Source organism: Sphingomonas sp. CFBP 13720 (assembly GCF_014842075.1).
Taxonomy (GTDB): Bacteria; Pseudomonadota; Alphaproteobacteria; order Sphingomonadales; family Sphingomonadaceae; genus Sphingomonas.
In genome coordinates, this window is the sequence record NZ_JACYVA010000001.1 from 214,810 (window position 1) to 231,595 (window position 16,786).

At 65.7% G+C, this 16,786-nt stretch carries 13 protein-coding genes; 4 read left to right on the forward strand and 9 right to left on the reverse strand.

Going from position 1 to position 16,786, the window contains the following annotated elements:
• Positions 1 to 259: 259 nt before the first annotated feature.
• The gene (locus tag IFT55_RS01025) at positions 260 to 2,980 is read right to left on the reverse strand and encodes a TonB-dependent receptor (RefSeq protein WP_249403512.1); all 2,721 of its coding nucleotides are present in this window, start codon (positions 2,978 to 2,980) and stop codon (positions 260 to 262) included.
• A gap of 220 nt (positions 2,981 to 3,200) precedes the next feature.
• Here IFT55_RS01025 and IFT55_RS01030 point away from each other — a divergent pair, with 220 nt between their 5' ends.
• A complete protein-coding gene (locus IFT55_RS01030) occupies positions 3,201 to 4,226 on the forward strand; it encodes a LacI family DNA-binding transcriptional regulator (protein ID WP_192088539.1) in 1,026 nt (341 codons plus the stop codon).
• A gap of 67 nt (positions 4,227 to 4,293) precedes the next feature.
• Positions 4,294 to 4,662, forward strand: coding sequence for a MerC domain-containing protein (locus IFT55_RS01035; protein WP_192088540.1), 369 nt, complete (start codon positions 4,294 to 4,296; stop codon positions 4,660 to 4,662).
• Positions 4,663 to 4,666: 4 nt separating this feature from the next.
• On the opposite strand, the gene IFT55_RS01040 is transcribed toward IFT55_RS01035, so the two are convergent.
• The 8 genes from IFT55_RS01040 to serB form a co-directional block, all read right to left on the reverse strand.
• Positions 4,667 to 5,554, reverse strand: a complete 888-nt coding sequence (locus tag IFT55_RS01040) for an SMP-30/gluconolactonase/LRE family protein (protein WP_192088541.1) — start codon at positions 5,552 to 5,554, stop codon at positions 4,667 to 4,669.
• Position 5,555: 1 nt separating this feature from the next.
• On the reverse strand, positions 5,556 to 6,350 hold the full coding sequence (locus IFT55_RS01045) for an SDR family NAD(P)-dependent oxidoreductase (protein WP_192088542.1): 795 nt from the start codon (positions 6,348 to 6,350) through the stop codon (positions 5,556 to 5,558).
• A 162-nt stretch (positions 6,351 to 6,512) separates the two neighbouring features.
• Positions 6,513 to 7,646 (reverse strand): fumarylacetoacetate hydrolase family protein, encoded by a 1,134-nt coding sequence (locus tag IFT55_RS01050; protein WP_249403513.1) that lies wholly within the window; start codon positions 7,644 to 7,646, stop codon positions 6,513 to 6,515.
• A gap of 10 nt (positions 7,647 to 7,656) precedes the next feature.
• Entirely contained in the window at positions 7,657 to 9,435 is a 1,779-nt protein-coding gene (locus tag IFT55_RS01055) for an IlvD/Edd family dehydratase (protein ID WP_192088543.1), read from the reverse strand.
• Between the two features lie 52 nt (positions 9,436 to 9,487).
• Positions 9,488 to 10,897 carry a sugar porter family MFS transporter gene (locus IFT55_RS01060; RefSeq protein ID WP_192088544.1) on the reverse strand — a complete coding sequence of 470 codons (1,410 nt, stop codon included), beginning with the start codon at positions 10,895 to 10,897 and terminating at the stop codon, positions 9,488 to 9,490.
• Positions 10,898 to 10,977: 80 nt separating this feature from the next.
• The gene (locus IFT55_RS01065; protein ID WP_192088545.1) at positions 10,978 to 12,066 is read right to left on the reverse strand and encodes a LacI family DNA-binding transcriptional regulator; all 1,089 of its coding nucleotides are present in this window, start codon (positions 12,064 to 12,066) and stop codon (positions 10,978 to 10,980) included.
• Positions 12,067 to 12,238: 172 nt separating this feature from the next.
• Positions 12,239 to 12,754 (reverse strand): energy transducer TonB family protein, encoded by a 516-nt coding sequence (locus IFT55_RS01070; protein WP_192088546.1) that lies wholly within the window; start codon positions 12,752 to 12,754, stop codon positions 12,239 to 12,241.
• 246 nt (positions 12,755 to 13,000) lie between these two features.
• Entirely contained in the window at positions 13,001 to 13,882 is an 882-nt protein-coding gene (serB, locus tag IFT55_RS01075; protein ID WP_192088547.1) for a phosphoserine phosphatase SerB, read from the reverse strand.
• Here serB and miaA point away from each other — a divergent pair.
• Both miaA and IFT55_RS01085 read left to right on the forward strand, forming a co-directional pair.
• On the forward strand, positions 13,881 to 14,813 hold the full coding sequence (gene miaA / locus IFT55_RS01080; RefSeq protein WP_446740694.1) for a tRNA (adenosine(37)-N6)-dimethylallyltransferase MiaA: 933 nt from the start codon (positions 13,881 to 13,883) through the stop codon (positions 14,811 to 14,813). The two genes, serB and miaA, sit on opposite strands and share 2 nt — an antisense overlap.
• Positions 14,814 to 14,899: 86 nt before the next feature.
• Positions 14,900 to 16,645, forward strand: a complete 1,746-nt coding sequence (locus IFT55_RS01085) for an acetolactate synthase 3 large subunit (protein WP_192088549.1) — start codon at positions 14,900 to 14,902, stop codon at positions 16,643 to 16,645.
• Positions 16,646 to 16,786: the final 141 nt, after the last annotated feature.

Here is a 16,786-nt window from a genome sequence, read left to right on the forward strand (position 1 = left end):
CCAGAAACAGAACACTGCGGAGAAAACATTCGTTCGTGTCGAGCGAAGTCGAGCCAGGCGCTTGGTACGCAAGTGTCCCGACATCGCTCGACACCAATGAGAATGCCTGTTCCCATTCATCCCGAGTAGCCATCGAGCCTGTCGAAATGGCGTATCGAAGGACTGCCAGCGTGCTTCGATACGGCGCTTCGACAAGCTCAGCGCCTACTCAGCATGGACGGGCGTGGTGTAAGAAGAATTCCGACACCGCGCCCCGCCATCAGAACCGGATCGATGCCCCCGCCAGATACCGGCGGCCGTAGCTCTGGTAATCGATCACCGCGAGATCGTAGCGTGGATCGACGGTGGCGAAGCGTTCGTCGGTCAGGTTCTGGCCCTGTACGAACAGCGACAGTCCCTGAAGCGCGGTGCCCTTCTGGAATTCATAGCCGATCTGGGCGTCGATGATCGTTTCGTCCAGTGCGCGGCGACGCTGGCGATTGCCCGCGAACCCCGACAATTCGCCGATGAAGGTCGAGCGATAGCGCGCCGATCCCCGGGCGCTGAAGCCCCATTTCTCGAAAAACGCGGTGCCGTTGAGCACCCATTTCGAATAGCCGGGAATATCCTCTGCCGGTGCGCCGGGCGTGGGCTGGATCTGGGTCTTGGTCCACGACCCGCCGCCGGTCACGCCGAACCCGTCGAGGAACGACACGATCGTGCCGAGCGGCAGGGTGGTCGCCAGTTCGACGCCATAGATATTACCGCCTTCACCGTTGATCGGCACGTTGGCGAACCCGTCGGTCGTCGTGCCCGGCGGCGTGCCGGTCGGCGTCGGATAGGCGGAAAAATCGAACGCGATCTGCTGGTTGTAGACGAACGACTTCAGGTCCTTGTAAAAGAACTGCGCCGCCAGATAGCCTGCCCGTCCGAAATATTTCTCGAACGTCAGATCGTAGGAGTTGGAGCGGATCGGGCGGAGATACGGGTTGCCGCCGCTGCCCTCGATCACGCGGTTGGTCAGGTTGTAGCCATAGGCGAGCGCGACGCGCATGTCGTCGAGGCGCGGGCGCTGCACCTGCCGCGCGGCGGCGGCGCGGATCACGAAATCACCGGGAAGACGCAGCGACAGGTTGATGCTGGGCAGCACGTCCCAGTAATCGGTGCCGCGCGTGACCGGTTGCAACGTGCCGGCCGATGCGACCAGACCCGATGACTTCTGTTCGGTGGCGATCGCCTGAACCCCGATATTCCCGGTCAGCAACGCCGCGCCGACTTCCTGATCGATGTCCGCCTGGACGTACATCGTCATCACGTCCTCGGCGACGCGGAACGCCTTTGCCGGTACGTCGAGGCTGGTGTTCGGGATCAGCGTGAACACGCCGTCGGCCAGCAACTCACGCGGATCGTAGCTCAGCATTGGGCCAAGGCCGAGATAGCCGAGGCTGGTCGGTTCCTTCACATATTGGTCGGGAATACGAAGCTGACGCAGCCCGCCGCTCAGCGCCAGCAGCGCCTCGTCCGGGGTCAGCGACTTGTCGCGATCGGTATAGTTCATCCCGGCCTTCACCGCGCCGAGGAAGCCGTCCAGCTCCTTCTCGACCTCGAACCGGTATTGCGCGATCCGGTCCTTGACGATGCGATCGTTGAAATAACCCGCCTGAAGGTTCGATCCGCCCCAGCCGAGCGGATCGGTCAGCAGGATCAGGTTCGGGTCGGAATAGTCCAGCGTCGGCGTGAAGCGCGTGCCGTTTTCCCCGCTGGTGAAAGCGATCGTGTCCTTCGCCCCGACGTTCGCGCCATAGCCGGTGCCGGCATAGCTTTCGAGGATGACCTCTTCGCGATCGGTCTTGGAATAGCTGGCGTCGAACGTGGCGTTCCAGCCGTCGTCCCCGCGCCATGCCATGTTGTAGCCGAACGAATACAGCTTGGCCTTGCGCTCGAACGAGTCGTTGCGCACCACGCCCTCGACATTGTTGAACGTGCCGCCGGTGACGAAGCCGTCGCCATTCGCGGTCGCGCCGGTCAGCCGGACGGTTTCGGGCCGAGCGGGATCGTTGAAGCCATCGCCGAAGCCCAGCGGCAGTTCGATGCCGCGCTTTGTCTGGTCGTCGTTGAAGTCCGAGAAGAAGCCGTCGACCGTCACCGTCAGATTGGGGTCGGGCCGGTATTGCAGCGTGCCCGACAGGCCCAGCCGCTTGAGCTGGGTCGAGGTGACATAGGATTTCGATCCGCCGATCACAGCCTGGTTGCCGTTGACGCCGGCATAGCCCCACGCGTTGAACTCCTGAATCTGATAGGGTTCATCGAGATAGTTGGCGGACAGCGCGACGCCGATCGTGTCATCGGCAAACTGGTCGATATAGGTGCCGGAAACGCGATAGCCCTTGTCGGTAGATCCGGCGTTCAGCTTGCCCAGATCGGCATAGGTGCCGCGTCCTCCCAGCACGATCGCGCGGCGGCCATAGTCGAGCGGACGGACGGTGCGCAGATCGACCGTGCCCGACAGCCCTTGCCCGATCAGCGTCGCCTGACCGGTTTTGTACACCAGCACCTGGCTCATGATTTCGGCGGGATACTGGTCATATTCGACCGCGCGATTGTCGCCGGTCGAGGTCTGTTCGCGACCGTTGAGCAGCGTCGTCGAAAAGTCGGGCGCGAAGCCGCGGATCGAGATGGAATTGGAACGCCCCGACACGCGCTGCGAGGTCAGGCCCGGCAGACGCGCGATCGATTCCGCGATCGATGCATCGGGCAGCTTGCCGATATCTTCCGCCGAAATGGATTCGACGACCTGATTGAGGTTCTTCTTGGCAGCGACGGCGCTTTCGAGCGAGGCGCGGAAGCCGGTAACGACGATCTCGGTATCCTCGGCGACCGGTTCGGCCTGCGTCGGGGGGGCGGCGTCCGGCGCGGTCTGCGCCGACGCGGCGGTAGCGGTGGCGGCGACCAGTGCCCCGGCAGCGATCAGCGCGCGAACGCTCGCGGTTCCGGCCAGCATGGCGCATGTCTTCGGCTGCGATGGATACCGCATTGTTCAATCCTCCCCGTCGGTGCTTCGATCCCCGGCTCTTTCGTCCGGTTCGTCCATACCCGTTCCTTGAAACCCCGGCGGGGCAAAGGAAAGCGGATGGCATACGTATTCAGTCATGCGCTTCCGCCGCTGTGCTTTCGCCGCTACACCCGGTCATCCCCGTTCGGGGGCAGCGGAAGGATCAGCCATGAAGGTGGGCGACAAGCCGACCTCGTTCGACATCGCGGCACTGGCGGGGGTATCGCAACCCACCGTCAGCCGGGCACTGCGCGGCGACCGCATGGTCAGCGCCGCCACCCGCCTTCGGATCGAGGCGATCGCGCGGCAACTGAACTACAAGGTCGACAAGAACGCATCCGCCCTGCGCCGGGGCAGTACATCGACGCTGGCGCTGCTGTTCTTCGAAGACCCCGCGCCCGACGGATCGCGGATCAACCCGTTCTTCCTGTCGATGCTGGGATCGATCCTGCGCACCTGTGCGCTGCGCGGCTACGACCTGCTGACCTCGTTCCAGCAATTGTCGGCCGACTGGCATGTCGATTTCGAGGATAGTCGCAAGGCCGATGGGCTGATCCTGCTCGGCTATGGCGATTTCGACGATTACCGCGTCCGGCTGAACCAGCTGATGGCGCAGGGGACGCATTTCGTGCGCTGGGGTTCGCTCGATCCGGCGCATCCCGGCACCGTCATCGGGTGCGACAACATCGCGGGCGGGCGCGCGGCGGGGCGGCACCTGATCGATCGGGGCCGACGGCGGATCGCATTCCTTGGCGATGCGTCGAGCCAGTATCCCGAATCGCGCGACCGCTATCGCGGGCTGGTCGCGGCGCTGCGCGACGACGGCGCGACGGTCGATCCGGGGTTGCAGGTCGATGCGCTGTCGAGCGAGGCGTCCGGATATGACGCCGCGCGCCGGCTAATGGGACGCGGGATCGCGTTCGACGCCATCTTCGCCGCGTCCGACATGATCGCACTGGGCGCGGTGCGCGCGCTGGTCGAGGCGGGACGGAGCGTTCCAAAGGACGTGGCGCTGGTCGGGTTCGACGATATTCCTGCGGCCGGGATGGCGCAGCCGCCGCTGACGACGGTGCGACAGGATTATGCGCGGGCGGGCGAGCTGCTGGTCGATATGCTGATCCGGCAGATCGACCGGCGGGAAACCGCGCCGGTGCTGCTGCCGCCGGAACTGGTGGTGCGGCGGTCGAGCGGGTGACGGACGGCGCAGCACAAAATACCCGACGCCCTTGCATTCTATGATATAAAGTCACATCTGTGCCGCCATGCGTACATCCATCTTCGACGGCGCGGCGATCGGCGCGTCGCTGCTCTGCCTGCTCCACTGCATCGGATTGCCAATCCTGTTCGCGATGCTGCCCACCCTCGCCTCGGTCGGGCTGCCGTCGTCCGAATGGCTGCATCTGGTGCTGTTGCTGACCGCCGTACCGCTCAGTGCGGTGGCGCTGATCAGCGGGTATCGCGCGCATGGTCGAGTGGTGCCGCTGGCGATGGGCGTCGCGGGACTGGTCGCGCTGGCGTCGGGACTGGCGTTCGCCAGCGTGCCGGCGGCGGAAACGGTGTTCACCGTCGCCGGCAGCCTTGCGCTGGCCGGCGCGCATATCGGCAACTGGCGACGGATGCGGGTCGCGTGAGCGGTCAGATTCCCTGCGACACCGCCGTCGCGGCCACGCCCGGCACGGCAACGTCAAACGCGAACAGATTCCCCGCCAGCGGCTGCGCCGTCGCCTGATCCGCGTCGTGATGCTTGTTGGCGGTGGTGGCATAGATCGTGGTCAGGTCCGGGCCGCCGAACGCGATCTTGGTGATTGCGTCGACCGGCATCCGGACCGTTTCCAGCAACTCGCCTTCGGGCGAATAGCGGCGAATGCCCCATCCGCCGTACAGCCCGACCCACACGCACCCTTCGGCATCGACGGTCGGACCGTCGGGATGCCCTTCGGCATTCGGGATGGTGGCAAAGATGCGCCGATCGGTCAGCGTGCCGTCGTCCGCAACGGTACAGGCGAAGATGTCGCCACCCAGCGTATCGACATGATACAGCGTCCGCCCGTCGGGGCTGACCGCCGGACCGTTGGTGATCGCGACCGGCGGGCTGGATCGGACCGCCATACCGTCCGCCGCGAGTCGATAGACCGCGCCGGTCGCCGCGCTTTCGCCATCGTCCATCGTGCCGAACCACAACCGGCCATGCACATCGACCGTCGCGTCGTTCAGCCGATTGCCCGGCAGCGTCGGTTCGGGATCGACCAGCAGCGTGAATGCGCCGGTCACCGGATCGAACCGGTGCAGCCCGGTCTGCAACCCGGCGACGAAGCCGCCATCGGCCGCCGGAAGGACGAAGCCGCATTGCGCGGGCGCGGCCCAGCTCTTGCGATCACCGCTTGCCGGATCGAAGCGATGGACGCGCGGCGTCTTGATACAGGTGAACCACAGTGCCGCGTCGCGTCCGACCCACACCGGCCCTTCGAGCAACGGGGCCGAAAGATCCCAGACGCTGACTGGTTCCGATCGCTGTACGTTCATATCACCGCCACCCTGCATCGACGAAGAAGCTGTGCCCGGTTACCAGCCGCGCGTCGTCGGAGGCAAGGAACAGGATCATCGCGGCGATATCGCCCGCGACCAGTCGCCCGTCGAGGCACTGCGCCTTCACGATCTCCGCCTCGCCTTCGGGGGTGTACCATTTGAGCTGGCGCGGCGTGCGGACGTTGCCCGGGATGACGCACACCGATCGGATGCCATCGCCGCCCAGTTCGCGCGCCAGCGAGCGGGTCAGCCCCTCGATCGCCGCCTTGGCGGTCTGGTACAACGTCAGTTCCTCCAGCGCGAGGTGCCAGCTGATCGACCCCATGTTGACGATCACGCCCTTCCCCGCCGCCTTCATGCCCGGAATGACCGCCTGCGCCGCAAAGAACAGATGGCGCAGGTTCACCGCCATGCGGTTGTCCCAATAGGCTTCGTCGACCTGTTCGATCGTGTGGCGATCGTCGCTGGCGGCATTGTTGACCAGCACGTCGAACGGTCCGCCCTCCGCGATGGCCGACCCGATCGCAGTCTTCAACGCGGCGATGTCGGTCAGGTCGACCCGCTGGAACGCGGGCACCGGTCCCGCGCCCGCCAGATCGTCGATCAGCGCCAGCGAGTCCGCTTCGGCGATATCGAAGAAGGTGACCTGCGCGCCCTGCCGCACGAAACCCTCCACGATCCCCGCACCGATCCCCGATCCGCCGCCGGTGACCAGCACCCGCTTGCCCGCGAGCGAGGGATAGGACGCGCGGGCATCGGGCGCGATGGGATAGGCAAAGTCTTCAGGCGACATGGGGCGGGTTCCGTTGATGAGAGTTCGGAAGGCATGACGAACGGACGCAGGTCCGTTCGCGCCCGGCAGGGGGGCGAGGCTGTCGACCCGCGATGCTTCGATCGACCGTTTCGTCAGGCTCGATAGCCGGCGGGCACGAACGGGTTCGGCGATCGATCGCCGTCAGCCGGCCAGCAGGCCGCGCCGGGCGAGATTGCGCATGAGGTCGCGAATGCCGAACGCCCACGGGTCCGCCGCCTTCGAGGTCGTCACGGTGTTGACCAGTTCGCCCAGCGATGGGGTGGCGATGCGCACCACGTCGCCCGGCTTGTGCGTGAAGCCCCGGCCCGGTTCGTCGCGGTCCTGCACCGGCGCGAACAACGTGCCGAGGAACAGGACGAAGCCGTCGGGATATTGATGCTCCGACAATGCCTGTGCGACCAGATCGTCGGGATCGCGGCTGATCTCGCGCATCGTGCTGGTGCCGGTCAGGACATAGCCCTCGGTCCCTTCGATGCGCAGGTCGACCACGGCGTCGCGTACCGTATCCATCGTGAAGCCGTCGTCGAACAGGCGGATGAACGGGCCGATCCCGGTCGATGCGTTATTGTCCTTCGCCTTGCCCAGCAGCAGCGCTGAACGTCCTTCGAAGTCGCGAAGATTGACGTCGTTGCCCAACGTCGCGCCGACTGCCTTGCCCGCCGCATTGGCGACGATCACGATTTCGGGTTCGGGGTTGTTCCACGACGAATCGGACCGGATGCCGACCTCCGCACCCCAGCCGACCGTCGAGAGCACGGGCGCCTTCGTGAACACCTCCGCATCGGGGCCGATCGCGACTTCCAGATATTGCGACCACATGCCCGCGTCGATCAGCGCGGCCTTCAGGTCAGCAGCTTCGCGCGAACCGGGCTTCACCGAACGGATACCGCCGCCGATCTTCGCTTCCAGATCGGCACGGATACCCTGCGCCGCGTCCGCATCGCCACGCGCGCGTTCCTCGATCACGCGTTCGATTGCCGACACCGCGAAGGTGACGCCCGCCGCCTTCACGCATTGCAGGTCGATCGGCGACAGGATCGGCGGATGCGACCCGCCTTCGGACAGCGCGGTCACGTCGCAGACGACCGGGCCATCGAGCGTGGCCACATCGGTCCGCTCCAGCAAGTCGGCGACGGTCGCGGCGTGCGCCGACACGTCGATCACCTTGCCGCCGCGCAGCACGACCGGGGTGGGACCGTCGGCCAGTTGCATCCGCCCGACGAGCAGCGCGGTATCGTGATCGGCCGGCAGCATCCGGCTGGCATGTTCGCTCATGTCGCTTCCCTCAATGATTGTGGCGCGGCGTCGATTCGGACGTCCGGCGATATTTCAGCGCGAGGTCGAGGACACCGCCCTCGCCCAACTGCCCGGTCTTTTCGCGGTAAATTTCTTCCCACGGCGTGTTGCTGGGCGGAACCGGCGGCAGGCCATCGTCCTTGCGCCGCTCGATCTCGTCCGGCGCGACCAGCATGTCGCAACGTCCGGCGTTCAGATCGATGCGGATCGTGTCGCCGGTGCGCAACCATGCCAGCCCGCCGCCGACCGCGCTTTCGGGAGATGCGTTCAGGATCGACGGGCTGTCCGACGTCCCCGATTGCCGTCCGTCGCCGATCGTCGGCAGGCTTTGGATACCACGTTGCAGCAGCGCGGCAGGCGGCTGCATGTTGGTGACCTCCGCCGATCCGGGCCAGCCGATCACCCCGGCGCCACGGATGACGAGGATGCAGTGTTCATCGATATGCAGCGCCGGATCGTCGATGCGGTGGTGATAATCGTCCGATCCGTCGAACACGATCGCACGCCCCTCGAACCGGCCTTCGTTGCCCGGTTCGGACAGATAGCGCGCCCGAAATTCAGCGCTGATGACGCTGGTCTTCATGATCGCGACGTCGAACAGATTGCCGGTGAGGACGAGGAACCCGGCCTGCTCCTTCAATGGTGCGTCATAGGGACGAATCACCTCCCGGTCGGTCGCGACACGTCCGGCGACGTTCTCGCCCAGCGTGCGGCCGGTAACGGTCGCGACGCTGCCGTCGATCTTGCCGGCCGCGATCAGTTCGCCGATCACCGCCGGGACGCCGCCCGCACGGTGGAAACGTTCGCCGAGGAACCGTCCGGCGGGCTGCACGTCGACCAGCAGCGGCAGGTCGTAACCATGGTCCATCCAGTCGGCGGGGTTCAGTTCGATCCCGGCATGCCGCGCCATCGCGTGCATGTGCGGATGCGCGTTCGACGATCCGCCGATCGCGGTGATGAGCGCGATGGCGTTCAGGAACGATTGCCGCGTCAGAATCCGCGACGGGCGCAGGTCGTCATAGGCCATGTCGACGATCCGCCGGCCGGTCTCGTACGCGATCTGGCCGCGTTCGCGATAGGGCGCGGGGATCGCGGCACAGCCGGGCAGCGACATGCCCAGCCCTTCGGCGATCGCGTTCATCGTCGACGCGGTGCCCATCGTGTTGCAATGGCCCGCCGAAGGGGCCGATGCGGTGGCGAGGTCGAGAAACTCCTCCTCGCTGATCTCCCCGGCTGCCAGCTTGCGACGCGAACGCCAGATGACCGTGCCCGATCCGACCAGTTCGCCGTCGTGCCACCCGTCGAGCATCGGCCCGCCGGACAGCACGATCGCGGGAATGTCGACCGTCGACGCCGCCATGATCGCCGACGGCGTCGTCTTGTCGCACCCGGTAGTCAGCACCACGGCGTCGATCGGATAGCCGTTGAGGATTTCTACCAGCCCGAGATAGGCGAGGTTGCGGTCGATCGCGGCGGTCGGCCGGCGGCAATTCTCGAAGATCGGATGGGTCGGAAACTCCATCGGAATTCCGCCCGCCGCCTCGATCCCCGCCTTGACCCGCTTGACCGTTTCCAGATGGATGCGGTTGCACGGCGTCAGGTCCGACCCCGATTGCGCGATGCCGATGATCGGCCGCCCGCTGGTCAGTTCCTTCGGCGTGATGCCGTAGTTCATGAACCGCTCCAGATAGAGCGCGGTCATGTCGAGCCGGCCGGGCGCGGCGAACCACTCGCGCGATCGGAACGGACGGACGGGGGTGCGGGTCATCTTGTTCTCTTGCTCCCCCTCCCGCGTGCGGGAGGGTTCGGGGTGGACGATATCAGCCGCGCATTTCTTCCAGTTCCTTGCCGTTCGTTTCCTGAATGAAGCGAAGGACGAGGAAGAAGCTGATCGCGGCGAAGGTCGCGTAGAAGCCATAGGTGATCGTCAGGCCAAGGCCGGCGGCCATCACCGGAAAGCTTTGCGCGATCAGGTAATTGGCGAACCACTGTGCGAAACCGCACACCGCCAGCGCCGATCCGCGGATCTGGTTCGGGAACATCTCGCCCAGCATGACCCACATGATCGGGCCCCAGCTGACGTTGAAGAACACGACGTACAGATTGGCGGCGATCAGCGCGGTGGTGCCCAGATTGGCCGACAGCTGAAGATTGCCCGCCGCGTCGAGCGTGCCGTTGTGGAAGCAATAGACCAGCGCGAACAGCGTCACCGCCATGCCCGCCGATCCGATCAGCAGCAGCGGCTTGCGACCGATCCGGTCGACCAGTGCGATGGTGACGAAGCACGCCGCGATCGACACGAGGCCGGAGACGATGTTGATCTGGAGCGACTGGTCCTCGGTGAACCCGGCAAGCTGCCACAGCGTCGCGCCGTAATAGAAGATGACGTTGATGCCGACCAGCTGCTGGAACACCGCCAGCAACAGTCCGGCCCACACGATCGGGCGGATACCGCCCTTTACCGGGTCCTTGATGTCCGACAGGCGCGGACGATGGTCCTTGTCGAAGCTCGCCTCGATCTCACGCAGCTTGATCGCGGCGGCGGCGGGGCCAAACAGCCGGGTGAGCACGATCCGGCCTTCGTCCAGCCGACCCTTCTGGATCAGATAGCGCGGGCTTTCGGGGATGAAGGTCAGCGCGATCAGGAACACGGCGGCGGGGATCGCCTGCATCCAGTACATCCAACGCCATGCCTCATACCCGCCCCACCAGATGGCGGTCGATGCGCCGGCGGCGGCGGCGAGGTAATAGTTGACGACGAACGCGGCGGTCAGGCCGGTGATGATCATGATTTGCTGGATGGTGGTCATCCGCCCGCGGATGTTGGCGGGGGCCACTTCGGAGATATAGGCGGGCGACAGCACCGATGCCGCACCGACCGCCATGCCCCCCATGAAGCGGGCGGCGACGAACAGCCACTGCATGTGGCTAAACCCCTGGATCAGCGCGCCGATCAGGAACAGCACGGCGGCGATCATCATCACCTTGCGGCGGCCCATCTGGTCGGCCAGCTTGCCGGCAAGGAACGCGCCGACGAAACAGCCGATCAGCAGCGATCCGACGGTGAAGCCAAGGCCCGCGTCGCTGAGGTTGAAGGCGCTTTTCAGCCCTTCCTGCGTGCCGTTCACAGCACCGCTATCATATCCGAAAAGCAAGCCGCCGATCGTCGCCACCGCGACGATGGCGATGACGAGCGCGATATTCACGCGCTCCCCGGTCCCCTCAACCATCCCCATCCACTCCTGCACATTCCGCCGTCGAACAGCGTGTTAGCGGTAACGGTGGCGAATTATCGCATTAATTGCAAGCGTCAGCGTGTCGCGCCGACGACCCGCCCAGGCACCGTTCGGGCCGGTGCGACCGGTCCCGAGGATTCGCGGAACACCAGTGCATGCTCCAGCACGCGGTCCTCCACGTCACCGGGTGGCGAGCGACGGTCGCGGATGCGCGCCAGCAACAGTTCGACCGCAGCCTCCGCCATCGCCGTGATCGGCTGTCGCACCGTCGTGATCTCGGGCCAGGTAGTCGTGGCGAGCGAGGTATCGTCGAACCCCGCGACGCTCAGATCGGCCGGAACCTGCAACCCGCGACGATGGGCGACGCTGATGACGGCGGCGGCCATATCGTCGTTGCTGGCGAAGATCGCGGTGGGCCGGTCGGCGCGATCGATCAGAAATTCGCCCGCGACCATCCCCGACCGGAATGTGAAGTCTCCCTGCGCGACGGGCATCGTTGATGGATCGATACCAGCATCGCCGATCGCCGCCGCGAACCCGCGCCAGCGCTCACCGCTCGCACCGTTATTGGGATCGCCGCGAATGAAGCCGATCCGGCGGTGGCCGTGATCGATCAGGTGCTGCGTCATCGCCCGCGACGCGGCGAAATCGTCGATGCGGACCGATGGCCGTCCCGGCTGCGGCAACCCGGTCGCGACCGCCACCGACGGTATCCCCGCCGCGTCCAGTTCCGCCCGCACCGCGGCAGAATCGGACAGCGGCGGCGGCAGGATCACGCCTTCGACGGCGGTCGACGCGAACCGGCGTGCAGCCTCTGCCTGTGCGTGCGCGCTGTCACCGTCGCATGCTTCGAGCACGAGATGACATCGAACCTTGCGCGCCCCCTCCAGCGCACCGATCAGGAAATTCGACAGATAGCCAAGCGACGGATTGGAATACAGCAACCCGATCTGCGTAGCATCCCCCGCCGCAAGACTCCGCGCGGCGCTATTCGGGCAATAATTCAGTCGCTTGATCGCCGTCAGCACCGCCGCGCGGGTAGTATCGCGGACGTTCGTGCCGCCGTTGACCACGCGCGACACCGTCATCGCCGACACGCCGGCCGCGCGGGCAACGTCCTGTACGGTAACGCTTCCGCGACTGCGGCGGCTGGGTTTGTCCATCGGCTTCGGATACCTTCCCTGGGGCCGATGGTTATGGGTTGGGGCCGTGGATTGCAAATCGGCACCGGTCGTTCGGCGACCACGCCGGCCATGCTACGACGCGCGGGAATGCGACTGCACATCCGTCCCGCCCGCAGAAACGGGACGGATGTGCAGCGTCATACGGGTATCGTCAGGAGACGCCACCCGCATGAGACGTGATGACCATCGCCACCGGATCGGCACCGGCCGTACGCGCCGCGCGCAGCCGGATCGCTTCCTTGCGCAGCAGCGCCAGCTGTTGCTCGTGCTGGCGCAGGTCGGTCGCGAACAGGATATTGGCGACGAATTGCTGGTCCGGGCGGAACGACGACGGCATGGCCGGCATCGTCCCGATCCCGGCGATCGCCGACATGGCGGCGCGATCCAGCGCCCTGCTGCCCGACTTGCGCGACAGCGTCAGTTCATCCGGGCGGTTGGCCGCGTTGGCGCGAAAACGGACTGACACGATACCGCTGTCAGGCGACTGGTTGAGCATGGCGCGCGGATAGACGAGCGCGGCGTCGAGCTTGCGCGATACCGACGCGGCCCAGCGCGCCGGTGTCAACGGAATCCCCTGTACCGTGATCTCGGGGTCTTGCGACTGGCTGGACGATGCGGTGGGGGCAAGCAGCGCGATGCCGGCTGCGAAGAACAGAACTGGCTTCATGACGATCTCCATGACAGGACGATCGGCCGATGGGCGCGCCCACAGTCACTGCGGGATGAGCAGCAAGGACGCCATGGTCGAAGGGGGGCGGCGTGATTCTGCGGTCAACGCGCCATCCCGGAACCCGTTTTCTGCCTGTTGTTCCCAAGTGTCAATCGAATAGGATAAACGCTATAGTTGTTGCCAACTTGCGTTACACCATTTGATACATGACAGAATGTTGCGTCATGCGCAGCTTTGGGCCGGTTAGTCCTGCACCCACTCCGCCCTCGATATTCCCTGCATGTACAGCAGTGCGGTCAGATCGCCGTGATCGACGCGCGCCGCCGCCTCTGCTGCGACGATCGGCTTGGCACGGTAAGCGACGCCAAGCCCGGCGCGGCGGATCATCGGCAGGTCGTTGGCACCGTCGCCGACCGCCAACGTTGCCGCCGGATCAATGCCCAGTTCGTCGATCGCCGCCAGCAATGTGACTTCCTTGGTCGTGGCATCGACGATCGGCTTGCGCACATGCCCGGTCAGCTTGCCATCCTCGATCAACAGGCGGTTTGCGATCATTCGGTGGAATCCCAGCGCCTGGCCTACCGGCTGGGCGAAACGGGTAAAGCCGCCCGACACGAGGATCGTCGTGGCACCGCGCGCACGCATCGTCTGAACCAGCGTCTTCGCGCCGGGCATCAGCTTGACCCGTTCGTCGAGGCAGCGCTGGATTGCATCCTCACCCAGCCCTGCGAGCAGCGCCACGCGCGCGTCGAGCGCCGAGGCGAAGTCCAGCTCGCCGCGCATCGCGCGTTCGGTCACTTCGGCGATCTGCGGCTTGATGCCGGCATAGTCGGCCAGTTCGTCGATGCATTCGACGGTAATCATGGTCGAATCCATGTCGGCGATCAGCAGCGCCTTGTCGCGCGTCGCGGCGGGCTGGACCGCGATATCGGTGGCCGCGATGCTGCCCTCCAGCGCGTCGCGCGCCGCCGCCGCATCGCCGGTAAAGCGGATATCGGCCGCGCGCGCGTCATCGATCCAGACCCACCGGTCGACCGTTCCCCCGGCCGTGTCGATCCGGTCGGCGGCGGCGGAAATATCCGCCGCCGTGATGGATTCGGCTGCTATCAGCGTGGCGATGAACATGGCGAAATTCCCTGACCGTCCTGCGGTGGCGCTCATCGCAGGCCCGACCGCCAGCGGCAAGTCCGCGCTGGCGATCGACGTGGCGCGTGCGCATCACGGCGTCATCATCAACGCCGACAGCGCGCAGGTGTATCGCGATCTGCGCATCCTGTCCGCGCGCCCGTCCGCCGATGAGGAGGCGATCGTCCCGCATCGGCTGTTCGGGCATGTCGACGGGGCTGCCCCCTATTCGGCGGCGGCATGGGCGCGCGAGGCGGCGGCAGAGATCGACGCCGCCCACGCGGTGGGCAGGTTGCCCGTGCTGGTCGGCGGAACCGGCCTGTACCTTCGAACGCTGCTCGACGGGATCGCGCCGGTGCCGGAGATCGATCCCGCGATCCGCGCCGAGGTGCGCGCGATGCCAATCGCTACCGCCGTCGCCGCGCTTGCCAGCCTCGATCCCGAAGCCGCCGCACGGCTGCGCCCGACCGACACCACGCGCATCGCTCGCGCGCTGGAAGTGGTTCGCGCCACCGGACGAACGCTGACCGACTGGCAGGCGGACCGTGTCGGCGGCATCGCCGACCACGTCCGGGTTGCAGCGATGATCCTGCTGCCCGATCGAACATGGCTGACCGAACGCTGCGACCGGCGGCTGGCGGCGATGTTCGAGGGTGGTGCGGTCGAGGAGGTCGCCGCGCTGCTTTCGCGTACCGACGTTCCACCGGATGCACCGGTACGCCGCGCCATCGGCGTGGAGGCGATTGCGCGGTGGCAGAACGGCGACGTCACCCGTGACGAAGCGCTGTCACGGGCGCGTTTCGCGACGCGGCAATATGCCAAACGGCAATATACGTGGTTCCGCAACCAGCCGCCGGTCGATTGGCTTCGCACGAGCGAAACGGAAAGATGCGTCCAAGCCGATCAACTAGACAGTTTATTACGCAATTGACGGTTGACACGAACATTTCATGCGACTAGCGACGCCGCTCCAACACTGCTATCGCGCTTGCGAACATGTTTAAGGGAGTTGCCGTCATGCCTGAGAAGAGCGGAGCCGACATATTGGTCGAAGCGCTGGTCGATCTCGGCGTGGAAGTCGTGTTCGGCTATCCCGGCGGGGCCGTGCTGCCTATTTATGACGCGCTGTTCCGGCACAGCCGGATCAAACACATCCTCGTCCGGCACGAACAGGCGGCGACGCACGCGGCGGAAGGCTATGCCCGGTCGACCGGCAAGCCCGGCGTCGTGCTGGTCACGTCCGGTCCGGGCGCGACCAATGCGGTCACCGGCATCACCGATGCGCTGCTCGATTCGATCCCGATGGTGGTCATCACCGGACAGGTTCCGACCGGCCTGATCGGCACCGACGCGTTTCAGGAAGCCGACACCGTCGGCATCACGCGTCACTGCACCAAGCACAACTATCTGGTGAAGGACCCGGCGAAGCTGGGCCATATCATCCACGAGGCGTTCCATATCGCCACCGCCGGTCGTCCCGGACCGGTCGTCGTGGACATTCCCAAGGACGTGCAGGTCGCCACCGCGCGCTACGTCAAGCCCGGCCCGATCCAGCACAAGACCTATCGCCCGCAGGTGAAGGCGGATCGTGCGGCGATCGAACAGGTCGTCGACATGATCGCCGCCGCCGAACGCCCGGTCTTCTATACCGGCGGCGGCATCATCAATTCGGGTCCGGCGGCATCGCAATTGCTGCGCGAACTGGTGCGGATCACCGGCGCGCCGGTCACGTCGACGCTGATGGGTCTGGGTGCCCTGCCCGCGTCTAGCCCGCAATGGCTGGGCATGCTGGGCATGCACGGCACGTACGAAGCCAATATGTCGATGAACGAAGCCGATCTGGTCGTCGCCATCGGCGCGCGGTTCGACGATCGCGTGACCGGGCGGCTGGATGCGTTTTCCCCGCGCAGCCGCAAGGTGCATATCGACATTGACCGGTCGAGCGTGAACAAGATCGTTCGCGTCGACCTGCCGATCGTCGCCGATGCCGGCCGCGCGATGGAGGACATGATCCTCGTGTGGAAATCGCGGCAGCATCCGAAACCCGACCTGTCGGGCTGGTGGCAGCGGATCGAGCGGTGGCGGGCGAAGCGGTGCCTCGACTTCCCCGAAACCGGTGCGGAAATCATGCCGCAGCGCGCGGTTCGGGCGTTGTACGAAGCGACGAAGCATCGCGCACCGATCGTGTCGACCGAAGTCGGGCAGCACCAGATGTGGGCAGCGCAGCATTTCGGGTTCGAAGCACCGAACAAATGGCTGACCAGCGGCGGTCTGGGTACGATGGGCTATGGCCTGCCGGCCGCGATCGGCGCGCAGCTCGGCAATCCGGGCGCGCTGTGCATCGACATCGCCGGCGAGGCGTCGATCCAGATGAACATCCAGGAACTGGCGACGGCGACGCAATATCGCCTGCCGGTCAAGATCTTCATCCTGAACAACCAGTATATGGGCATGGTCCGCCAGTGGCAGGAACTGACCTATTCCTCGCGCTATTCGGAAAGCTACAGCGATTCGCTGCCCGATTTCGTGAAGCTGGGCGAAGCCTATGGCTGGAAGGGGATTCGTATCGAACGCCCGGACCAGCTCGACAGCGGCATCGCCGAGATGCTCGCCTATGACGGACCGGTGATCGTGGATTGCATGGTGGCGCAGCTTGCCAACTGCTTCCCGATGATCCCGTCGGGCGCGGCGCATACCGACATGATCCTTCAGGCCAACGAAGTGTCGGGCGAAATGGACGACGAGGCGAAGGCGCTGGTCTGATTTCCGCTCCCCTCCCTGCAAGGGAGGGGCCGGGGGTGGGTGGAGTGTTCGCGATACGGCGCAGCCAGCGCCCCGCCCTCCGTACGCCCCAGGACACTACCCACCCCCGACCCCTCCCTGACAGGGAGGGGGGAGTTTGAA

What these genes read in the sequence shown, in the direction of transcription:
- IFT55_RS01025 (WP_249403512.1), bottom strand. Translation starts at nt 2,980, where the DNA reads ATGCTGGCCGGAACCGCGAGCGTTCGCGCGCTGATCGCTGCCGGGGCA.
- IFT55_RS01030 (WP_192088539.1), top strand. Translation starts at nt 3,201, where the DNA reads ATGAAGGTGGGCGACAAGCCGACCTCGTTCGACATCGCGGCACTGGCG.
- IFT55_RS01035 (WP_192088540.1), top strand. Translation starts at nt 4,294, where the DNA reads ATGCGTACATCCATCTTCGACGGCGCGGCGATCGGCGCGTCGCTGCTC.
- IFT55_RS01040 (WP_192088541.1), bottom strand. Translation starts at nt 5,554, where the DNA reads ATGAACGTACAGCGATCGGAACCAGTCAGCGTCTGGGATCTTTCGGCC.
- IFT55_RS01045 (WP_192088542.1), bottom strand. Translation starts at nt 6,350, where the DNA reads ATGTCGCCTGAAGACTTTGCCTATCCCATCGCGCCCGATGCCCGCGCG.
- IFT55_RS01050 (WP_249403513.1), bottom strand. Translation starts at nt 7,646, where the DNA reads ATGAGCGAACATGCCAGCCGGATGCTGCCGGCCGATCACGATACCGCG.
- IFT55_RS01055 (WP_192088543.1), bottom strand. Translation starts at nt 9,435, where the DNA reads ATGACCCGCACCCCCGTCCGTCCGTTCCGATCGCGCGAGTGGTTCGCC.
- IFT55_RS01060 (WP_192088544.1), bottom strand. Translation starts at nt 10,897, where the DNA reads ATGGTTGAGGGGACCGGGGAGCGCGTGAATATCGCGCTCGTCATCGCC.
- IFT55_RS01065 (WP_192088545.1), bottom strand. Translation starts at nt 12,066, where the DNA reads ATGGACAAACCCAGCCGCCGCAGTCGCGGAAGCGTTACCGTACAGGAC.
- IFT55_RS01070 (WP_192088546.1), bottom strand. Translation starts at nt 12,754, where the DNA reads ATGAAGCCAGTTCTGTTCTTCGCAGCCGGCATCGCGCTGCTTGCCCCC.
- miaA (WP_446740694.1), top strand. Translation starts at nt 13,881, where the DNA reads ATGGCGAAATTCCCTGACCGTCCTGCGGTGGCGCTCATCGCAGGCCCG.
- serB (WP_192088547.1), bottom strand. Translation starts at nt 13,882, where the DNA reads ATGTTCATCGCCACGCTGATAGCAGCCGAATCCATCACGGCGGCGGAT.
- IFT55_RS01085 (WP_192088549.1), top strand. Translation starts at nt 14,900, where the DNA reads ATGCCTGAGAAGAGCGGAGCCGACATATTGGTCGAAGCGCTGGTCGAT.